General features: G+C 49.3%; 17 protein-coding genes and 2 riboswitches. Of the genes, 5 read left to right on the top strand and 12 right to left on the bottom strand.

What is annotated here, in order from left to right:
• Window position 1: 1 nt before the first annotated feature.
• Window positions 2-1,108 (bottom strand): ABC transporter permease, encoded by a 1,107-nt coding sequence (locus HHL17_RS14920; protein ID WP_169225488.1) that lies wholly within the window; start codon window positions 1,106-1,108, stop codon window positions 2-4.
• A gap of 97 nt (window positions 1,109-1,205) precedes the next feature.
• Here HHL17_RS14920 and HHL17_RS14915 point away from each other — a divergent pair, with 97 nt between their 5' ends.
• Window positions 1,206-2,279 (top strand): AAA family ATPase, encoded by a 1,074-nt coding sequence (locus tag HHL17_RS14915; RefSeq protein ID WP_169225487.1) that lies wholly within the window; start codon window positions 1,206-1,208, stop codon window positions 2,277-2,279.
• Here HHL17_RS14915 and HHL17_RS14910 read toward each other — a convergent pair.
• The gene (locus HHL17_RS14910) at window positions 2,245-2,979 is read right to left on the bottom strand and encodes a LuxR C-terminal-related transcriptional regulator (RefSeq protein ID WP_169225486.1); all 735 of its coding nucleotides are present in this window, start codon (window positions 2,977-2,979) and stop codon (window positions 2,245-2,247) included. The two genes, HHL17_RS14915 and HHL17_RS14910, sit on opposite strands and share 35 nt — an antisense overlap.
• A gap of 779 nt (window positions 2,980-3,758) precedes the next feature.
• Here HHL17_RS14910 and HHL17_RS14905 point away from each other — a divergent pair.
• Both HHL17_RS14905 and HHL17_RS14900 read left to right on the top strand, forming a co-directional pair.
• A complete protein-coding gene (locus HHL17_RS14905) occupies window positions 3,759-4,322 on the top strand; it encodes an AAA family ATPase (protein WP_169225485.1) in 564 nt (187 codons plus the stop codon).
• A gap of 60 nt (window positions 4,323-4,382) precedes the next feature.
• Window positions 4,383-4,838 (top strand): NUDIX domain-containing protein, encoded by a 456-nt coding sequence (locus tag HHL17_RS14900; RefSeq protein ID WP_169225484.1) that lies wholly within the window; start codon window positions 4,383-4,385, stop codon window positions 4,836-4,838.
• Window positions 4,839-4,928: 90 nt separating this feature from the next.
• Here the strand turns inward: HHL17_RS14900 and HHL17_RS14895 are convergent, their stop codons facing one another.
• The 10 genes from HHL17_RS14895 to HHL17_RS14850 all read right to left on the bottom strand — a co-directional run bounded on the left by HHL17_RS14895 (window position 4,929) and on the right by HHL17_RS14850 (window position 14,949).
• Window positions 4,929-5,858, bottom strand: coding sequence for a PKD domain-containing protein (locus HHL17_RS14895; RefSeq protein WP_169225483.1), 930 nt, complete (start codon window positions 5,856-5,858; stop codon window positions 4,929-4,931).
• A 39-nt stretch (window positions 5,859-5,897) separates the two neighbouring features.
• On the bottom strand, window positions 5,898-7,049 hold the full coding sequence (locus tag HHL17_RS14890; protein WP_169225482.1) for a DUF5074 domain-containing protein: 1,152 nt from the start codon (window positions 7,047-7,049) through the stop codon (window positions 5,898-5,900).
• Between the two features lie 252 nt (window positions 7,050-7,301).
• Window positions 7,302-7,519, bottom strand: a riboswitch (cobalamin riboswitch).
• A 78-nt stretch (window positions 7,520-7,597) separates the two neighbouring features.
• The gene (locus tag HHL17_RS14885) at window positions 7,598-8,770 is read right to left on the bottom strand and encodes a PKD domain-containing protein (RefSeq protein WP_206155993.1); all 1,173 of its coding nucleotides are present in this window, start codon (window positions 8,768-8,770) and stop codon (window positions 7,598-7,600) included.
• A gap of 9 nt (window positions 8,771-8,779) precedes the next feature.
• Window positions 8,780-9,931 (bottom strand): YncE family protein, encoded by a 1,152-nt coding sequence (locus HHL17_RS14880; protein WP_206155992.1) that lies wholly within the window; start codon window positions 9,929-9,931, stop codon window positions 8,780-8,782.
• A 5-nt stretch (window positions 9,932-9,936) separates the two neighbouring features.
• Window positions 9,937-11,952, bottom strand: a complete 2,016-nt coding sequence (locus HHL17_RS14875) for a TonB-dependent receptor (RefSeq protein WP_169225481.1) — start codon at window positions 11,950-11,952, stop codon at window positions 9,937-9,939.
• Between the two features lie 126 nt (window positions 11,953-12,078).
• Window positions 12,079-12,282, bottom strand: a riboswitch (cobalamin riboswitch).
• 17 nt (window positions 12,283-12,299) lie between these two features.
• On the bottom strand, window positions 12,300-12,932 hold the full coding sequence (locus HHL17_RS14870; protein ID WP_169225480.1) for a response regulator: 633 nt from the start codon (window positions 12,930-12,932) through the stop codon (window positions 12,300-12,302).
• Between the two features lie 127 nt (window positions 12,933-13,059).
• Window positions 13,060-14,280 carry a lanthionine synthetase C family protein gene (locus HHL17_RS14865; RefSeq protein WP_169225479.1) on the bottom strand — a complete coding sequence of 407 codons (1,221 nt, stop codon included), beginning with the start codon at window positions 14,278-14,280 and terminating at the stop codon, window positions 13,060-13,062.
• A 132-nt stretch (window positions 14,281-14,412) separates the two neighbouring features.
• Entirely contained in the window at window positions 14,413-14,571 is a 159-nt protein-coding gene (locus tag HHL17_RS14860) for a hypothetical protein (protein WP_169225478.1), read from the bottom strand.
• A 30-nt stretch (window positions 14,572-14,601) separates the two neighbouring features.
• A complete protein-coding gene (locus HHL17_RS14855; RefSeq protein WP_169225477.1) occupies window positions 14,602-14,775 on the bottom strand; it encodes a hypothetical protein in 174 nt (57 codons plus the stop codon).
• 18 nt (window positions 14,776-14,793) lie between these two features.
• Window positions 14,794-14,949, bottom strand: a complete 156-nt coding sequence (locus HHL17_RS14850; protein ID WP_169225476.1) for a class I lanthipeptide — start codon at window positions 14,947-14,949, stop codon at window positions 14,794-14,796.
• A gap of 281 nt (window positions 14,950-15,230) precedes the next feature.
• On the opposite strand from HHL17_RS14850, the gene HHL17_RS14845 reads away from it, so the two are divergent.
• Window positions 15,231-18,374, top strand: coding sequence for a lantibiotic dehydratase (locus tag HHL17_RS14845; protein WP_169225475.1), 3,144 nt, complete (start codon window positions 15,231-15,233; stop codon window positions 18,372-18,374).
• A complete protein-coding gene (locus tag HHL17_RS33730) occupies window positions 18,358-18,486 on the top strand; it encodes a hypothetical protein (RefSeq protein WP_262889051.1) in 129 nt (42 codons plus the stop codon). The genes HHL17_RS14845 and HHL17_RS33730 overlap by 17 nt, the downstream gene beginning before the upstream one ends.
• The last annotated feature ends 43 nt before the right edge of the window (window positions 18,487-18,529 follow it).

Here is an 18,529-nt window from a genome sequence, read left to right as displayed (position 1 = left end):
CTTATTCCCATTTAAACATCTTCACAGACAGCACCGCCACGATAACGGCCCATACGGTCAAGCCGCCCAGCTGCACCGGCACCTGCCATATGTGAGCACCTTCAAAGGCGATCTTCCGCAGGCCGTCCACGAAGAAAGTGAGTGGCAGGCACTCACAGAAAGTACGTAGCCATACCGGGTAGTTCTCTACCGGGAAAAAGAGGCCGCACAACAATATCTGCGGCACCGTGATGGTATTGGCCACCGGCGCAATGGAGCTTTCGTTGCGGATAACGCCGCTGATCATAAAACCGATCCCCGTGAAGATCACGAGGCCAAATACAGACAACAACAACATCTCGAGGAAAGTAAGGATACCATTGACCAGTGTGAAGTCGAATGCGAAATATCCCAGCGCGGTGATGATGATAAAGCAGATGATCTGAAACACCAGGCGGCTCATCATTTCACCGAACAACAGCGAAGCGCGGCTGATGGGCGTCACAAAAATACGTTTCAGCACCAGCGTATGCCGCAGGTTGAACAACAGGAAAGCAGAGCCGAATACCCCCGCCATTAACAGCGAAAAGCCCAGCTGACCGGGAAGGATAAAATCGATCTGCCGATATACGCGGCCAGGTATGGTGACCACGTCCAGTTTTGCAGCCACCGGTTGGCCTTGCAACACCTGTTGATTAATACGGCTTGTCACCTCCTGCAGCGCCGCCTCTACCAGCGGCCGTTTGTCGGCCACCGCACCGGAGCTGAGCAGGGTCAGGCCATATTGCGGCACCGGGGCGGTCATTACCGGGGCGGGTATACGAATAATGCCGGCTATACGTCCTTTTTTCAGGGCGCCGAGCTGCGTCAGCGAATCGGTTTCTTTTGACAGGCTGAAGATGCTGATATCTTTTACAGCACGGTATACGGGACTGCTGGTATCACTGCCGGGGGCAATGGCCACAGGAATTTTCACAGCCGTGTTATCAACCATTGCACCGAACACCGTCACAAAAATGATGGGAAACAATAGGGCGAATACAACCGAAGTAGGGCTACGCAGGGTAGCAATCAGGCTGGCACGGGCCATCACCAGACCGGCCCTGAGCTGACTATATTTTTTTGTCATAGGGAACCAAAGCTACAGTATTCTTTCAAAGATTCATTTTCCGGGAACATATTATATTTGCCCTTCACAATGCGGTCCCCTAATACCCAAGGCTACTATGAAAAAAGTGATTACAGGCAAAGATATCGTACGCCAACTCAAAGCAGACCTGATCGGCAAAGACTCCTACCGCGGAGTTACGCTGACCTATACCTGGCTGGCCAACCAGTTTGGCCACTTTTCCCTCGGCTTCATTCCTACTTTTGTAGGTTATCTTATCCTGAAGCGGCATTTCAGCGAACAACAGGCATCCCTGTATGCCGCGCTGGCGGTAAGCCTCTTCTGGCTGACGTTTGAAATCTTTAACTTCCTGGGACCGTTGCTGTCCAGCAAATCCAGGAGCACCTACGTTTTCCAGCCGGCATGGGGCAACATTGCTTTTGATACCATCACCGACCTGATGTACTTCTGGTCCGGCGCACTGATGGCTTCTATCCTTTGCGCCTATACGACAACTGCGCTCATCGCCCTGCTAATATTGACGGTGCTGGTACTTTATCCGGCTTACTACTGGTATCTCACCAAAATGTACCTGCAGGTGCCCTCCTATCCTTTCCAGTTCAGGTTGAGCCAATGGAGCACAGAGTATATCCCCGAAGAAGACATTGCGCTGGTACGCCGTTTCCTGGACAACGAAGAACAGGGCATGCACCTGTTCCTCTTCGGCCCTAAGCGCAGCGGTAAAACGAGCCTGAGCGTGGCTATCGCCACGGAACTGTCCATCCGCCACCAGTCTGCGGTGTATACGTCTGCCATGAAGCTGTACTGCATGTTCTTTGAACATGACGATGACAGCGCGGCCAACGTATTGTGGACCTGGCGGAAAGCTTCTATCCTGGTGATAGATGATATTAATCCGGGAGACCCTATCAAGGAAGATATTATCACCCCGGAAAGATTCCTCAGCTTTGTCGATACCTTCTCCACCAACGATATTAACCGCACGGTGCTCCGCCAGACCAATGTGATCTGGGTATTGGGAGATGATGATGTTTCCAGGAAACTGTCGGAGAGATGGCAGGATATGCTGACGGGCATTGGCGTGGAGAAAGAGAAACTACTGTCTCTCAATCTCCAGTTATATAGCCAGGCTCCTGTTAAGGCAGAATATGATTTGCGTATGCAAAGCTGATCAGGTGGGTCAGGCTCTTTACCTCGAAACGTTTATACATCGGGATGATCCGTTTTTCGATAGCCGATTGGGACACCCCAAAACGGGCCGCTATCTCTTTGAAGGAAAATCCTTCCGCCACGAGCGACAGGGCTTCTTTTTCCTTTTCTGAAATAGCGTAGTGCCGGAACAGTTGTTTATTGAGGTCCTCCTCAAAGGTCGATTTTTCGGGGCCATAGGCAGCGTAACGCATCACATTGCCCAGCTGAATGCTCTCATTCTTCTGGGAATGCCCGATGATGGCCGTTACCCTTCCTTCTTCCGTGGCAAATACCCCTACTTTGGTAATCAGCGGCACATGGGTACCATCTTTATGGATCTTTTTCAGTTCAATGGTAAAGCTGTACTGTTCGAGGTCCTTTGTTTTGTTATGCAGGAACATCAGCGCCTTGTCATTGAGTTCATTGGAAAAGGGAGCGTACTCCGGCGCCGTGATGTTGACGAACGTCATCATGGTCATTTCATCGTCCCGATAGCCGAGCAGCGGTTCCCAGCCGTCGGCATATAACATGCGGTTTTCTTTGAACGAATAGATATAAATCGCCTCATCCGGAAACCTCCGGATGATCTTCTTAAAATGCTGTGCTTCCGGACTGCTCAGGTCAGCCGGTACGTCTGTAATAAATGTTTTGGAATAATGCCCCAACTTATCCGGATCCATTCGTTTTTTGTCATAAATGTAAAAATAATATCACAACCTGCGTAATTACGCAGTTGACTGATTATGAACGTACTGGTAATTTTGCGTCCGTAAACCATCAGAAATGGATCTGCAGGAAAAACCGCTTAAGAGGCCTTTTGTCCAGCGAATTCACCCGGTTTAATGGTCCGGCAAGGAGGCAAGAACCGGAGACCATAACCAGGAGTGGTTACCAGCCCAAAAGTTGAGATAAAGGAATGTGTTAAAAACCGAGGAAAAGTTTGTTAGAAAAAGCCCCATCCTCATTGATGCAATGTCCCCCAGGGATAACAGCTACGGTGCATGGACCGGATCCATCCAGGTCCATGCCTGTACTGACCCTGACAGGTTGGCCCCAAAAGATATTGATTTTGTGTTAAGATTGTCATGAATTTTTTGACTGTTGAATTACCCCCGAATTGTTAATCCTACTAGTTTCAATTATGAAGCAACCTGGCGAGGCCCCGGCCTCGCCATTTTATTTTCACCAGCTTATCATGATCACCGCCATGATAAAAAAAAGATATGGATCATTTCATTAAAACTATACATCCAAAGAACACTCCCGCATCAAGTCCACCTTTACCCCTGGGTTACTATAGGGGGGCTGTATGTACCATAGCGATATATCCAGGGAAAAACACTCATTTCTGTCGCCTGGCAATGTGTTTTTACTCCATCCCCCAACTTTTCGACTTGATCCAAAGATATGAGTATATTTGTTATACCCGATTGTAACACCCAAAGAATATCCAGCAAAGATGAAGATCATTATTTTTGGAGCTTCCGGTGCCGGTACCAGCACCCTGGCCAAAGCTTTTGCCAGAGAAAACGGCTACCAGCATATCGAAGCGGACAACTACTACTGGCTCAAAACCGAACGGCCATACGAAACCAGGCGAAACCCTGCTGAACGGAACAGATTGTTCCTCGAAGACCTCAACAGCCACCGCAAAGTAGTGGTGGCAGGCTCTATTTTCAAGTGGGACCCGGCAATGTTCGGATTGTTTGACCTCGCCGTTTTCCTGTGGCTGCCTCCTGAAATCCGGATGCAGCGGCTTATCCTGCGGGAAAAACAACGCTACGGCTCCCTGCTGGAATCCGACCCCTGGCTCAAAGAACACAATGCTGATTTCATTGCCTGGGCATCCCGGTACGATGAGCCCGATTTCCCCAGCAGAAGCCTCACCCTTCATAAAAACTGGATCGGGCAACTGAAAATACCCGTACTGGAAATTAGCGGGGACTTCCCGCTGGCAGAAAGACTGCAACGGATGCAGGAAAAACTCGCCGGCATCAAATACCGGGAAGCCCCACAACAGTAAGGCCACCATCGATGATTTTCCGGGCTTGGTCAGGTAACCGTCCATTCATACAATCACGATATGAAACAAAGTGCGGGCATTCTGCTCTACCGAAAAAACAACGACACTACAGAATACTTCCTGGTACATCCCGGCGGGCCTTTCTTTGTTAAAAAAGACGCCGGATGGTGGAGCATACCCAAAGGAGAGATAGAACCGGGAGAAGCGCCACTACAAGCGGCCATCCGCGAGTTTGAAGAAGAAACCGGCTACCGGCCGGAAGGGACATTTATTCCCCTGCAGCCCATCACCCAGAAAGGCGGCAAACAAGTGTACTGCTGGGCCACCGAAGGTGATCTGGACCACCAGACCATCGTCAGTAATTTATTTGAAATAGAATGGCCGCCACATTCCGGCAAAAAGAAGCAGTTCCCGGAAATCGACAGGGCCGGCTGGTTTGATGCGGATACCGCTAAAAAAATGATCAATCCTCAACAGGCGGCATTCATCGATGAATTATCAGAAACCCAGGGCTGAAGCCCTGGGCTACGTTTTGATAAGCGAAGATTTACCGTTTTGATAAAAGCGGAGATTTTACCATTGTGATAAAAGCGGAGATTTTGTCATTTACAGGTGAAGATCACGCGCTCCTCTCACTTCCGTAGATATCTCTCCTAACATCGCTCCTGCATTGCAGTTCTGGCCCGTGTACACTTTCACAAAATCAATGGCGTTCAGCGTTACCGGTTGACCGCTTGCATTTACGGCATTGGCAATATCCACGGTATTATACCCTAACGCAGGATATTCGCTGGAATAGCTGTCGGTATATCCCCAGGCGAAAGCAAGGTTGGTGAGTATCCCGCCAGACACCAGCGTATTCACCAGTTTGGTACCTGTAAAGGTGACGGAATCCTGGTTGGGCGCCATGGCCGGATAATAGTTATTGGCGGTATGAAAAGCATTGGCCTGCACATATCCGCTGTTACCCTGATTGTCTGTCCAGTTTACATTTGTGCCGGCAGCATGCGGGTTGTAATACGTGATCCGGTAGTTTTTGACAGTACCGGACGCATTGTATTCGCTGCCCGCCAGTTCATACCACGGATCATCGGGAATACCGTTGGCATTGATATCCTGGCTTACCATCACAATACCCGGCTCCGACCATTGATAGGTAGGGCCTGCGGGATTGCCATAGATGCCAAGGTCTGCCCCAGTTCCATTCACCACGGAATGGTCAAATCCAAAAACGATGTAACCACCATAACCTCCGAGCGATACCATATTGGTCGTGCTGCCCACCAGCGCCTGCGCTGCGGTGACAGAACCCAGGCCGGATTCATTGGTATACTGTCCAGGTGCCGGCAGGTACGTATACACTGTGCTGATCAACGGGCTGCTGGTCCGCGTGGCTTGTCTGACAGCCACATTGCTGACAATACCGGTACGTACTGCTTCATGGGTATTCAGCGTGTCGGTTAAAGCGTCTTTACGGCAGGAAGACGAGAAAAACAGGGCCACCAATGCGATGGCTGGCAAATAGGAAATCTTCATATTATCTATTTAAAATTTGAGGGAAAAGAAAGAACATGATCAATAAAATACCGGCAGGGCAGGGAAATAATAACCTGTATACCTCACTGTTTCTTTCAGTGCGGCGGTATTAGCGTCATACATCAGCCAGCGGTTATCATTGCTGGCGCCGAACTGGTCTGTGAGCGTGATCACCAGCAGTTCATTGCGCGTTGCATTATACCGTACAGCAGAACCGTAGAAATATTGACCGGAAGGCACTGTCAGGAAAGGCGCTGACAAGGATGCAGCATTACCTGGCACATAGCGGTACAGCTGTGTACCGCCGTATTCGATGTCACCACCGATACCGGCGGTGGACAGGCGGGCAGCAATAAACACGGATGATCCATCGGAGGTCAGTGACCCGGAGCGCCAGGACAGATAAGCCCACGGGCTGGTAGTGGCAAAAGGCAGTTTCACGCGGGACACTGCCAGGGAAGCAGGATTGATGGCTACGAGCGAATCTTTGCCGGCCACCCAAACAGTACCATCGTTGGTACGGGCAAAGCCAGCATCACCGATGCCAAATTTCTTCGCGATGCTGTAGTCGGATACATTCAGTGCCACTACCCCATCATCTTTGGTCATCACAAACACGTAGTTGCCGGCCAGCAGCATATCACCCGCCGGTCCGTTGATGCCCGTTACTTTGGTGCCCAGCGAAGGACCTGAGAGACTGATGCGGTATACGCCGTCTACCGCGCTAAGCAGGCCTCTGCTGGCATCTACACCGACAAAGGCGTAACCTTCGCTTTGAGGCAGGTTAGTGATCCTTCCTGTTTCCACCAGGGTATTCGCATCGGTGGCCACCAGCGGACCGCCGACTTTTGCGACCATATACACCTTGTTATTGTAGATAGTGGCAAACTGCAGTGTGGAAGTAGTGGGGCCCAGGTTTTTGCCGGGGTTCTCCGCTTTGTAGATGTCTTTGGCCACTTTATTACTGTCGTAGCTATAGTACCAGAGATCGCCGTTGTTGACGCCATACTGTCCTTCATGTACCATCAGGAAGCCGTTTTGATATTTCCCGAGCAGGTTTACGCCGGCATGTACCGCTGCTGCGTTTTCTTCGGAGAGTGCTCCTAACCCGGAGTCGGCATTTTCTTTTTTACAGGCGGCAAACAGGATTAACAGCGAGGCCGCCAGGGCCAAACACTTGATTGATTTCATAGTTTACAAATTGTGTGGTTATTTTTAATAAAAAATGAGCACATCATAGGGCATCCGGTCGTTCATAGGAGGCATGGGTTTTCCATTTTGTTTTTCACTCAAAAACAATTTGCTACAATGGCCGCTCTTGTGACAGCCTAAAAACAGTACAGGTTTTCTTTCCCGTACCCGCACGCAGGTGAAACAAAAAAACAAATACGCGAATATAAAGCCGGCAGGCCTACATTCTACAGCCTTTCACCCGAAAGCGACGAATGGTGATCTCATCTGGCAGGTCTTCTGGCTCTCCTGCTTTTCCGGAAACCTTCCCATCTGCAACAGCAGACAGTGGTATGGAGCATACTCCGGAAAAACATTGCCGGTTGATGGCCGGCAGGCAGGATTACAGCTACGGGGATAGCTCCGGTCTTACACCGGATTCCCTTTTAATGTTCTGCATGAACAGAACAACCAGTTGCTTTACAAACGTACGTTAAGTTCAGCTTATATCCAATAAAAAATCCCGGGGAAATGCCCCGGGATTGAAATATTTTTCTGTAAAATATTCACTACAAATTAAGGTCAGTTACACCGGTAACTTCCGTGGAAATTTCACCGACCCAGCCGGCTTCTGCACGCATACCGGAATACACGCGGATAAAGTCCACACCCGGCAGCCGCACGGAATTACCTTTCTTGTCCACCGCCCAGTTGATTTTGATCCTGGCGTCCGGATTGTCGTTGGCCCAGTTGTCGGCATAGCCGAATGGAAACGCCAGGCTTACGAAAAAGCTTCCTTTGCCAGACTGGTCTTTCACATTTTCATCTGTGAGACGTGTACCCGTAAACGTGATACTGTCACCTTTCCACTGCGGGTAATAAGGTTGGGCGTGGAAGGAGTTTTTAGAGAGATAACCGGATTTGCCCTGATTGTCTTTCCAACGGATATAAGTCGTGTCAGTCAGCCATTTATAATCATTATTGGGCGTTGGCGCCTTGTTGTCGTTCGGCTTGTAATAGGTAATCTTATAGTCATGGATGGTTTTAGGGCTCTTGTATTCAGAACCGGCAATTTCATACCATTCATCATCCGGCAATCCGTTGCCGTTGGCATCATAGGCCACTTCGATAATACCCGCTTCAGACCATTTGGCGAAAGCATTACCCAGCACTTTGAAGTTAAAGGAGTCCGGTACATTCACGATGGTATGATCAAATCCCATCACCACATAACCGCCGAAACCGCCAAGGTGGATCATCGTACCGTTTTTCAGCGATTCTTCTGCTTTAGCTGTCATCTTCACCTGGTCATCGCCAGCTTCCCATTTGGGCAGGTCATGTACGAACTGTCCCGGCGCCGGAAAGTAATCAAATACGCGGGCAACGCCATTTGTATATTTGCCAGCAGTCACCTTAACGGGAACGTTTACACGTTCTTCACCAACACTGTTTTTAACCAGGAAAGTGAGGGTATAATCCCCTTCTTTGGTGAAAGCGTACACGAGTTCTTTCGTGGTAGCAATGGTATCATTGCCCAGTTTCCACATAAAGGAAGTGGAAGCGCTTTCGTTTTTCACGGTACCGGCTATACGCACCAGTTTCATGTTGGCAGTCGTAACACCACCCGTTGGGATGTTCACAGACACGTCCGGCTTAGCAGTCGGCGTATCATCAGATTTGGAACAGCTACCGGCCAGGAGCACTGCCAGTACAGAAATTGGTAAAAGTTTATGTTTCATCATGGTTGAGTTTTATTGTTTTGCAGGAAGGAAGACAAAGTGCGCAGGAATATCGCCGGTAATCACTGACCATCTCTTTTTACCGGTTTTATCGAAACAATACAATGTTCCGGGAGATACATAATCACGGGCATCTGTTACATAAATATCCTTGGTTTCCGGATCTACCATGATACCATAAGGCATTTTGATGTTCTTCTCGGTACCGTCAGTAATAAAATTACCCGGCAACAACGTCTCTGTTTTCACATTCACCATGCCGTAGTTGATCTTCCAGGAAGCAGTATTGTAGCTGTATTCAGAGCCGTACAGATAAGCGGTGTCCCCGGCAATACAGAGATTACTCGCGGCAATCGCGAAGCGTTTTTTCACCTCATCGGTTTTAGTGTCCAATACATACAATGCGGAAGGCCTGTTATAATAATCTCCCCTGCTGGTCACGTACAGATCGCCATCACTGTCAGCTTTCAACCGGTGCAGGTTAATATCTACATGTATTTTTTTGATCTCCTTAAACGTTGTCAGGTCTATTACTGATACAGTACTGTCGTAGTCGGGCGGACGATAACCACCGGAATTGGCCACATACAGTTTGTTGCCTATCACGGCCATTTCTTCCGGCTGGTAGCCTACTTCCACCCTACGGGTAATCTGCAGCGTGGCGGTGTCCACTTCGGCCACAATACCCAGTGGCGAGCGAGGGTCTATCACTACAGGGCCGGCGTAGGAGCTGATATAGGCTTTCCCGTTAGCAAATGCCATGTAACGGCAGTTGGTCAGCTCTATCTGCTGCAGGCGTTTGGCGGTGGCAGCTTCCATCACCTCTATCTTGTTGGACACATTGATGACAGCGTATAACTTGCTGCCATATATTTTGATATCGTTGCCTACATCTCCCAGCTCCTTTACCACATTAGGATTCACTGTTGCATAGATGTTTTTGCTATACGTCCCGGAGGTAAAGTCAAAGAAATCGAGGGTACATTTGTTACTGCCCATGTTTCCTTCATTAAGGAGGTAAAACCCTTTGTAACGTTGGTGCGTTACCGGTGTATCCACGGGCGTTGTCACAGGGGGCACGATATAATCCCCGTTGCGGCAACCGGCCATGGCCAGCATTATCAACACGGCAACAATTCTGATAAAACGTAGTTGTTTAATCATTTTTATTAAATATTTACAGCGAGAATAAATTTGTAGTTTCTTCCTGGCATCGGGTAATTGGCTACCACATCATAGTATTGGTTCATCAGGTTGTTCACCTGTGCGGTAAGCCGGAAGCGGGTCTTGTTAACGGTACGTGTGTACGCCAGTGCAAGATCACTGGTATACCAAGGCAGCGTATAGTTTGCAGGAATATTGGCCTTCATGTTATAACGTTCGCCGGTATAAATAAAGCTGTAGTTCAGGTCCCATGCCCTGTAAGTACCACCTATTATCAATGAGCCACTGTGCCAGGGAATATAGGCAATCTGATCTCCGTAAAACGAATCCGACTTATCTGTAAAGTCACGTGCTTCCTGGAAGGTATAAGTAGCCCGGGTGCTCACCAGCAGCTCATTCAACAACTGCCATGCTGCCTTTACTTTAACATCCACTCCTTTGATTTTCACAAAGCCGAGGTTCATCATGGTCCAGCGGAACTGGCTGGAACCTGGCACTGCTACGATCTTGTCGGTCACTTCGTTGTAGTATACGTCCGTCTCCACGCCTATCTCTTGCAACATTTTTCCATGGAACGTCTGGTTCCAGGTGAGGCCCGTATTGTATTGGGTGGTGAATTCCGGTTTCAGGTTGGAGTTGCCAATGTCTGTATAATAGAGATCGTTAAAGGTGGGCATTCTGAAAATGCGCTTATAGAAAGACCTCCAGGTGACAGGTATTTTTTTGACGGGTTGCCATGACACAAAAACCGCCGGTGTCAGTTCCTGCCGGAAAGGTGAGGCTGTATTGAGCTTCACCTGTTCATTCATGTTGGTGTTCAGCAGGCTGGCTTGTGCGCTGAAGCGCTGAAAGCTGACGGAAGTAGCCAGTGCCACCAGTGTGGTGAACCGCTGCGGATAAGAGAATTTCTTCAGGTCCGCATCCAGTTTGTTCCATTGAAAATCACCTGACAGGCCCACGTTCCACCATTTGGTCACTGCAAACTGATTGGCCACAGAGAGGTACACTTCCTGCTGATAGTAGCGGTTCTCCGCAAAGTAGGCAGTATCCGGCGACAGGTAATGCGTATAGTCGTAAGCGTATTTACCATTAAACATCAGGCTGTACCTGGGGGAAATATCTTTTCGCCAGGAAGACTGCGCGAAGAAGTTACGGTCCCATTGCTTGTCAACGTGTATGAACCGGTTATTGACCATAGTGCCAGGCAGACCGCGTTCTGAATCGTAGAAGTAGATTTTGGAGCTCCATTCCCCGCCATTCATGACGCCATGCAGGCTGCCTTCGAGGCGGAAAGCATTGATACCCCCGTTCCTGCGGATGGCGAAAGTATCATACCCCAGGGCATTGTTATCCTTATCTCTCTTCTGGTAGCGGAATTTATACCGGCCGTTGGCGTTGGTCCATTCTCCGCTAAAAGAGGCTGCCACTCGTTTACTGATTTTCTCCTGCCATAGTATGGATGGGTTGACGAGGCCGAAAGAGCCGGTCTTAAACGTTCCTCTCAAGTGTCTTTTTTCCCCTTCTTCGAAATGGGGTTTGAGGGTAGTGAGATAGATAGACCCTGAGGAACCATAGTCTTTTGCCGGTTGGAAAATGCTGCTTCTCTGGCCGTTGTAGAGGGTGATCTCTTCCATGTTGTCCAGCGAGAATTTGCCCAGGTCTACCACGCCGTTTTGTGCGTTGCCCAGTTCAATCCCATCATAGAACACGCCGGTATGGTTGGTGCCCATGCTGCGCACATCCACTGTTTTGAGACCACCAATGCCGCCATAGTCCTTTATCTGGATACCCGAAAAGAAGCGCAGCGCATCCGCCACAGACTGGGAATTCAGTCTTTGCAGTTCCGCCCCTTTCAGTTGCTGACCGGGTGCGATCTCTTTGCCGCCCCGGGGGGCAATGACAGATACTTCCCGCAGATCTTTGGTCCGGGTGCTGTCGGATCGCTGCTGTGCCTGGAGGGACACAACAGGGCATCCTGCGAGCACCATGTACAAGGCACTCCTCAGTAATGAGATACGCATGTTAATTCACCGTTTTGATAATTCATCCAACGGCCTTCGTAACAGGAAATAAAATCAAGGTAGATAATAGCAGGGTATCAGTTCTGCTGCATGACTCATTTCCAAGCCTCATTCCACGAAGGCTTAAAAAAAAACTGATGCATGGCAGGTATTCTGACTTATCTCTGCTCAGGGCGGCCTTCCCATTGAATGTTCAACAGTGGCCGGGCAGTTGCCCTGGCGTTTATGGAGACTTACAGCAGCGGGACTGTCCGGGATTTGCACCCGTGTTCCCTTTTAATTACCCCGCACCGCAACGGACGGGGGTAAACCATTGCGGTGCGAAGGTAGTGCTTTAATTCATTTCTTCAAAAAGTTGTCAACAGCTTATTGTCAATAGCGCATTTGATGAGCATGGCAGTGTTGCGGGCTTTCAGTTTGCCCAGCAGGTTACGGCGATGGCTGTCTACCGTATCGCTGCTGATAAACAGCTTTTCGGCTATTTCGTGGTTCGTATGCCCGTTAGCGATCAGCCACAGCACTTCTTTTTCTCTTTTGGTGATGTGCAGTTCCCGGGTACGGGCCGCGCCGGCAGTGGTTTCCAGCTCGGCAGCCAGTACAGCGGAGAGGTAAGTGTGACCGCTATAAACATCATGAATGGCTTTGAGCAGCTCTTCTTTATCGGCATTTTTCATCAGGCACCCGCTGGCGCCGCTGTCCATCATATCCTGGATACCGCGGCCGTCTTTGTGATAGCTGAGCCCGAGCACCATCGTATCGGGATGGTTCTTTTTGATCAGGTGGCATAATTCCGCCCCGGCAATATCGGGCAGCATGGTGTCGAGTAATACCACGTCCGCCTGGTGGTGCAACAGGAAGTTGAGGCAAGACTCCCCTGTTCTGGTTTCCCCTGTCAGTTCTATATCTTTTTCATAGCTGAGTAAAGCGCGAAGTCCCTCTAATATCAATGGATGATCATCCACAAAATATAATCTGATCATGGTTTTTCATATTTGCTGTAACGTTGGCATGCTTAGGCATGGCATCTCCGGGTAAACCGTCTGTTTAGATTTCATTTACTACCCGTAATATATAAAAAAAAGAAAGGTGAAACGTATCATGAAAAGTTTACGAAATCAGCAGGCTGTTATTCCATCCCGGCCTTATTTCCGGCTGGAGGAAACCCAATAGTGACAGTCCGATGCCGGCAATACCTTCGAGTACGTTGTAACTGCTGTGATAACCGGGGTGATGAAAGAATTTATACCCGGCAGGCCCATCCTTCCAGGTGCTCATACTGAGCGTTGTTTGCAGCCATTTTTCAGCGGCTTTTTCTATGATAGGGTCTCCGGTGGCGATAGCGGCCTGTTGCAATACATGCGCAATACCTGCACTTCCGTGGCAAATACAGGCGTCATGCACTGCGCCGTTTTGAGTATCACGATGCCGGGCAATATCATGCAAAATGGAGAGCGCTGCTTCGTTGTAATCTGCCCGCTGCAGGCGTTTTCCGGCCCCCAGCAATGCCGCAGCAATGCCAAGGTCACCATAACACCACCCGAGGCGACTGTGAGCGTCGCCCACCAGGATACCGGAGGCATCTGTCAATACCGGATAGAGCGACTCCCCTCCCCCGCCGTGGCTTTTTTTATGGGACATCAGCCAGCTGATACTTCCTTCCATCAGGTGAAGCACTTTATCACGGGCAATGTCTTTTTCGTATATCCGTCCGAGTATGGCGATGATAGCGGGCACACCATGGGCCAGTCCCAGGTTGTACAAATCGCGGTGCTGATACTGTTCACTCTGTGAGGAGAACATATCCTTCCAGGTGATACCTGTCGGAAACCGGTGCGCCGATTGTTCGAGGTAAGCAACGAAGCGCTCCAGTACCGGCCTGGCCACCGCAATCGGGCGTTCCAGGAAATACAGTGCCGTTCCTACGCCTTCGTGTAGAAAATCGTTTTTGCCAGCGAGCAAAGATTCTTCCATAAAGTCGGCTACCATCAGGTCTATCTCCCCGAAAGCGTCTTCCACGTCATCGTCCTCTATGTATCCCATCTGTGCAAGATGTTGTATACACCAGGCCACACCGGCCACGCCTCCGCAGAAAGATCCGTTCAGCGGTTGTTCCGATAAAGCCTCTATGCTCTTTTGTACAATAAACAAAGCCTTCTCCAGATGTTCATCACGGGAAGTATGTTGATAATAATAGGCATAAAACAAAGCACAGCCGGTATATCCTCCCAAAAGCCCGGCATTGTTATCGTTGGCAGTAAAGTTATCCAGTTCCCGGCTGATATTTTCCAGCACGGCGTTCATGTCGTCTTTGTAATCCATGTAATCCATCGTTCCTGAAATATAATGATCCCAGGTCTAAATTCCTGAGTAAAAAATGTTGTGAACAGCGATTGTATGCATACCCTAAAACATAATAGCCCCGGGCTTTAACCCGGGGCATCTGTAATCCGTGAATTCCGTTTAATACAAGCAGGAGTCTACACTGCAGATCGGAGCACCTGTGCTTACGCACTTGCGGGAACCCGCCAGGTTATCAACACCGACAGTCTGCATGTTTTTGCTCAGGTCAGATACCCTGATCTTGCCTAAGCTAAGTTTTTTTTCAGTTTGTTTTTTCATCAGTATCGTTTTTAAAAACAAATGTTTTGTTTAATACCGGCAGGAATCTACACTGCATATAGGTGCACCCTGGCTCAGACAGGAGAGCGGGTGGGAATTGCAGGCAGCAGAACGGTTGTCTGCTTCCGTGGTCTGCAAGTTCCGGCTCAGGTCAGACACTTTGATCTTACCTAAGCTAAGCTTTTTTTCAGCTTGCTTTTTCATCTGCTATCATTTTTATTGTTAGCAACTTTTAGTTGACGGAGGAGTACATTTGGCCATCAGGCTGCATCCTGTGTAAGTTGGCGCTTTTACATCAACATTACCCGGTTGGGAAGCGTTCAGTTTAGCTACTTTAATCTTGTTGAGTACCAGCTTTTTCTCAAATGTTTTTCTCATAAAACAATTTTTATAGGTTTAAATAAAAAATAAAAGAAGAATGATTGATAAACAGATAAATGGATTTTGGACAGACATTCTACTTTGAGGGTGATTAAATCAGGTTTTCTACGGATTACAGGATACTGATAAATGTAAGCAGAAACCATGAAACCATAGCTCACGGAAAAACGTGATTTTTAAAATTTTATTTGTTTAAACATGAAATTTACCGGTTTTACGGGATATCCTGTCGTACCCGTTTCCGCTACCTTCAGTGACTTAAGCGCGTACTGAAAACCATGATCAAGGCTGAAAATTTTTACGTTGTCAGAACACCTCTTCTGCCGGTAGATACCACCGGCAGCCTGGCCCACCCACATCTTGCCCAACATATCCGGCAACTGCTGCAACAACCTTTTCTTCGCGAAGCTATCTACATCGCCTCACCGGAACTGTACCAGGAACTGGAAAAATGGGAACAGGGATACGAAGATGATAAAATGGTATATTCCCTGTACCGTTATCTGTTACGGATGAGCAGCCGCAGTACACCTTATGGATTGTTTGCAGGCTGCGCTACAGGCGCAGTGAGTGAGCGGTCCGGCATCCGGCTTCTTCCTTATCAACAGCACATCAAACAAAGCCGGCTCGATATGAACTATGTAGCAGAACTGGTCACCGCCTTTACTGCTATCCCCGAAGTGCGGGAGCAATTACGCTTCTACCCTAACAACTCCTTATATAAATCAGGTAGCCGTTACCGTTATGCGGCCTATCAGCTGACCAACAAATTCCGCCACTATTTCCTGACAGCGGTGAACGCCAGCGATTACCTCGATGCGGTACTGGACAGGGCTGCCCATGGCGCTACGCTGAAGGATATACGCAATAGCCTTATTAATGAAGCTGCCGGTATCACCGAAGCAGATGCCGACGATTTTACGGAAGAACTGTTACATAGTCAGCTGCTGGTCAGCGAACTGGAACCCACCGTTACGGGTGAACAGTTCTTCAAGCGTTTTCTTGAGCGCGCTGCAACATTACAGCATACCGGCGACTGGCCATCCGTTCTCGGCCAGATACAGTCCTTATTACAGGACCAGCAAAGCAGCATCGGGGAATACCGCCTCGTGCATTCGCTGGTGAAATCGCTGGTGCCCGATACCAGCGAAAAAGACCTTATTCAGACTGATCTGTTTGTCACAGCAGTCCAAAATACGCTGAGTCGTACAGTCGTCAACGATATTATCTCCCAGGTGGAGCGGCTACGTAAACTGATGCGTCACCGCCCACATACGGACCTGGAAAATTTCAGCCAGGCTTTCAGCCGGCGCTATGAAGAACAGGAGGTCCCTCTTGCCCTTGCCCTTGACCCGGAAGCAGGCATCGGTTATGGCAGCCATCTGGGGCATCATACCGATCATACGCCGCTGGCCGATAATATCATGATTGCCGGCGCTGATACAGCCACGGGCCGCTCCACCAGCAAGCTACAGCGGTTCCAGCAACAACAGCTGTACCGTTGCCTGCAGGACAACCACACCGAAATACTACTCACCGACGCAGACCTGGATGCGCTGCAGGAAAAAGAGACGCCTATATTGCCTTACAGCATGTACCTGATGGGCAGCCTGCTGGGCGCCAGTGCAGCTTCCATTGACGCCGGTGACTACCTGTTTGAAATGAATGGTTGCGCCGGCCCCTCCGCCGCCAATCTGCTGGGACGTTTCTGTCATGGTGATGAACAACTTGCCGCACAGGTAAAAGCCTGCCTCGACCGCGAAGCGGCACAGGAACCGGATAAAATCTTTGCGGAAGTGGTACACCTGCCGGAAGCCCGTACCGGCAATATTTTAATGCGCCCGCAGCTGCGCAATTATGAAATCGTATACCTCGCCAACTCACAGGTACCCGAAGATCATCAGCTGCCACTGTCAGATCTGATGATCAGCGTACAACGAGGCCGCATTATACTACGGTCCCGCAAACTGAATAAGATCGTTGTACCGCGGATGAGTACTGCGCATAACTATCGTAATGGCCTGCCGGTGTATAAATTTCTCTGTGAACTGCAATACCAGGATTTCCTGGGCAACCTCGGCTGGGACTGGTTACTCCCCGGCGGCGAAACATTCTTCCCGCGGGTACGCTATCGTAACATCATCCTGGCCAAATGCACCTGGAAGCTCGATAAAAAAGACCTTCCGGACCTTGACAGCGGAAAGTCTTCGCTCGCTATTTTCCAACCTTTCAAAACCAAATGGCAACTTCCCTCCCATGTGGTGATCGTGGAAGGCGATAACGAACTGCTGATAGACACGAGCCAGGAAGCCGCCCTACAGCTGCTTCTACGGCAGCTGCGCAAAAGCGGCACCCTCACTATCCAGGAGTTTCTCAGCACCACTGAAAACTGCTGGATTGAAGGTCCTGATGGCCGGCATACCAATCAGTTTATCATCCCCGTACATGACACCGTTCCCGTTCCAAAAGACATAACAGCAACGGACACACGTCCGGTGGTATCTTCCCTGCAGCGACAATTTATGCCCGGCAGTGAATGGTTGTACTTAAAAGTATACTGCGGCACCCGCACGGCGGAAGATTTCCTGAAAGAAACCCTGCAGCCGTTGGCACAACAACTCATGGAAGCATCTCTCATCGACAAATGGTTCTTTATCCGTTACACCGATCCGGACCATCACCTGCGCATCCGTTTTCATCATGGCACACGACCGGACTTCTGGAAAACAGTACTCGAGCGGTTCTACGCCGCCATACAGGATTTTTCCGGCAAAGCGCTGATATACCGCATACAAACGGACACGTATGAACGGGAAACGGAACGTTACGGCAAAACCACCATGGAGTTCAGCGAAACCATTTTCTGTTATGACAGCGAGGCTGTGGTACAAACAACCGGGCTGCTCGACGAAGAACAAGGAGAAGACTACCGCTGGCAACTGGCACTGCGGGGTACGGATATGCTGCTACAGGATTTCGGGTATTCACCGGATGATAAAACCGCTTTCATGGAAAAAATACAACAGGGCTTTTTCCGGGAGTTTGGCGGGGAAAAAACATTACTGCATCAGCTCAATGATAAATACCGAAAGGAAATGCGGAAAGTACAAAGTATCCTGAACCCACACGACGATGAGCGCAATGGCGTTGAAGAAGCTGTGACCTTCTTCCGGCAGCGCTCAGAAAAAATACGGCAGCTGCTGCATCAACATGGACCACTCCCCGAAAAAGCAGCCCTGCTGCCCAGTTATATACACATGTTCCTCAACCGCCTGTTCCTCGCCAATCAACGTAAGCAGGAACTGGTGCTCTATCACTTCCTGAGCAAGTATTATGCTTCCCAGTCCGCCATCCGGAAGCAGCAAACTACCACCGGCTCTATTCATCACATAAAATCGATACAGTATGAAAAAGAAAAATGAGAAAAAAATGAAGCTGACAACCATTAAAGTGGCCAAACTGACAGCTACTGAAAAGAATGCCTTTGGCGTTGCCCGTCCTACTACTACGGTGATACGCACATTTGACTGCTAATCAATCCGGAGTTGCGTTACGGCTGGTAACGCAACTCTTTTTA

Source organism: Chitinophaga fulva, from assembly GCF_012927205.1.
In the GTDB taxonomy this organism is placed as follows: Bacteria; Bacteroidota; Bacteroidia; order Chitinophagales; family Chitinophagaceae; genus Chitinophaga; species Chitinophaga fulva.
This window is presented reverse-complemented; position numbering and strand designations above follow the sequence as displayed.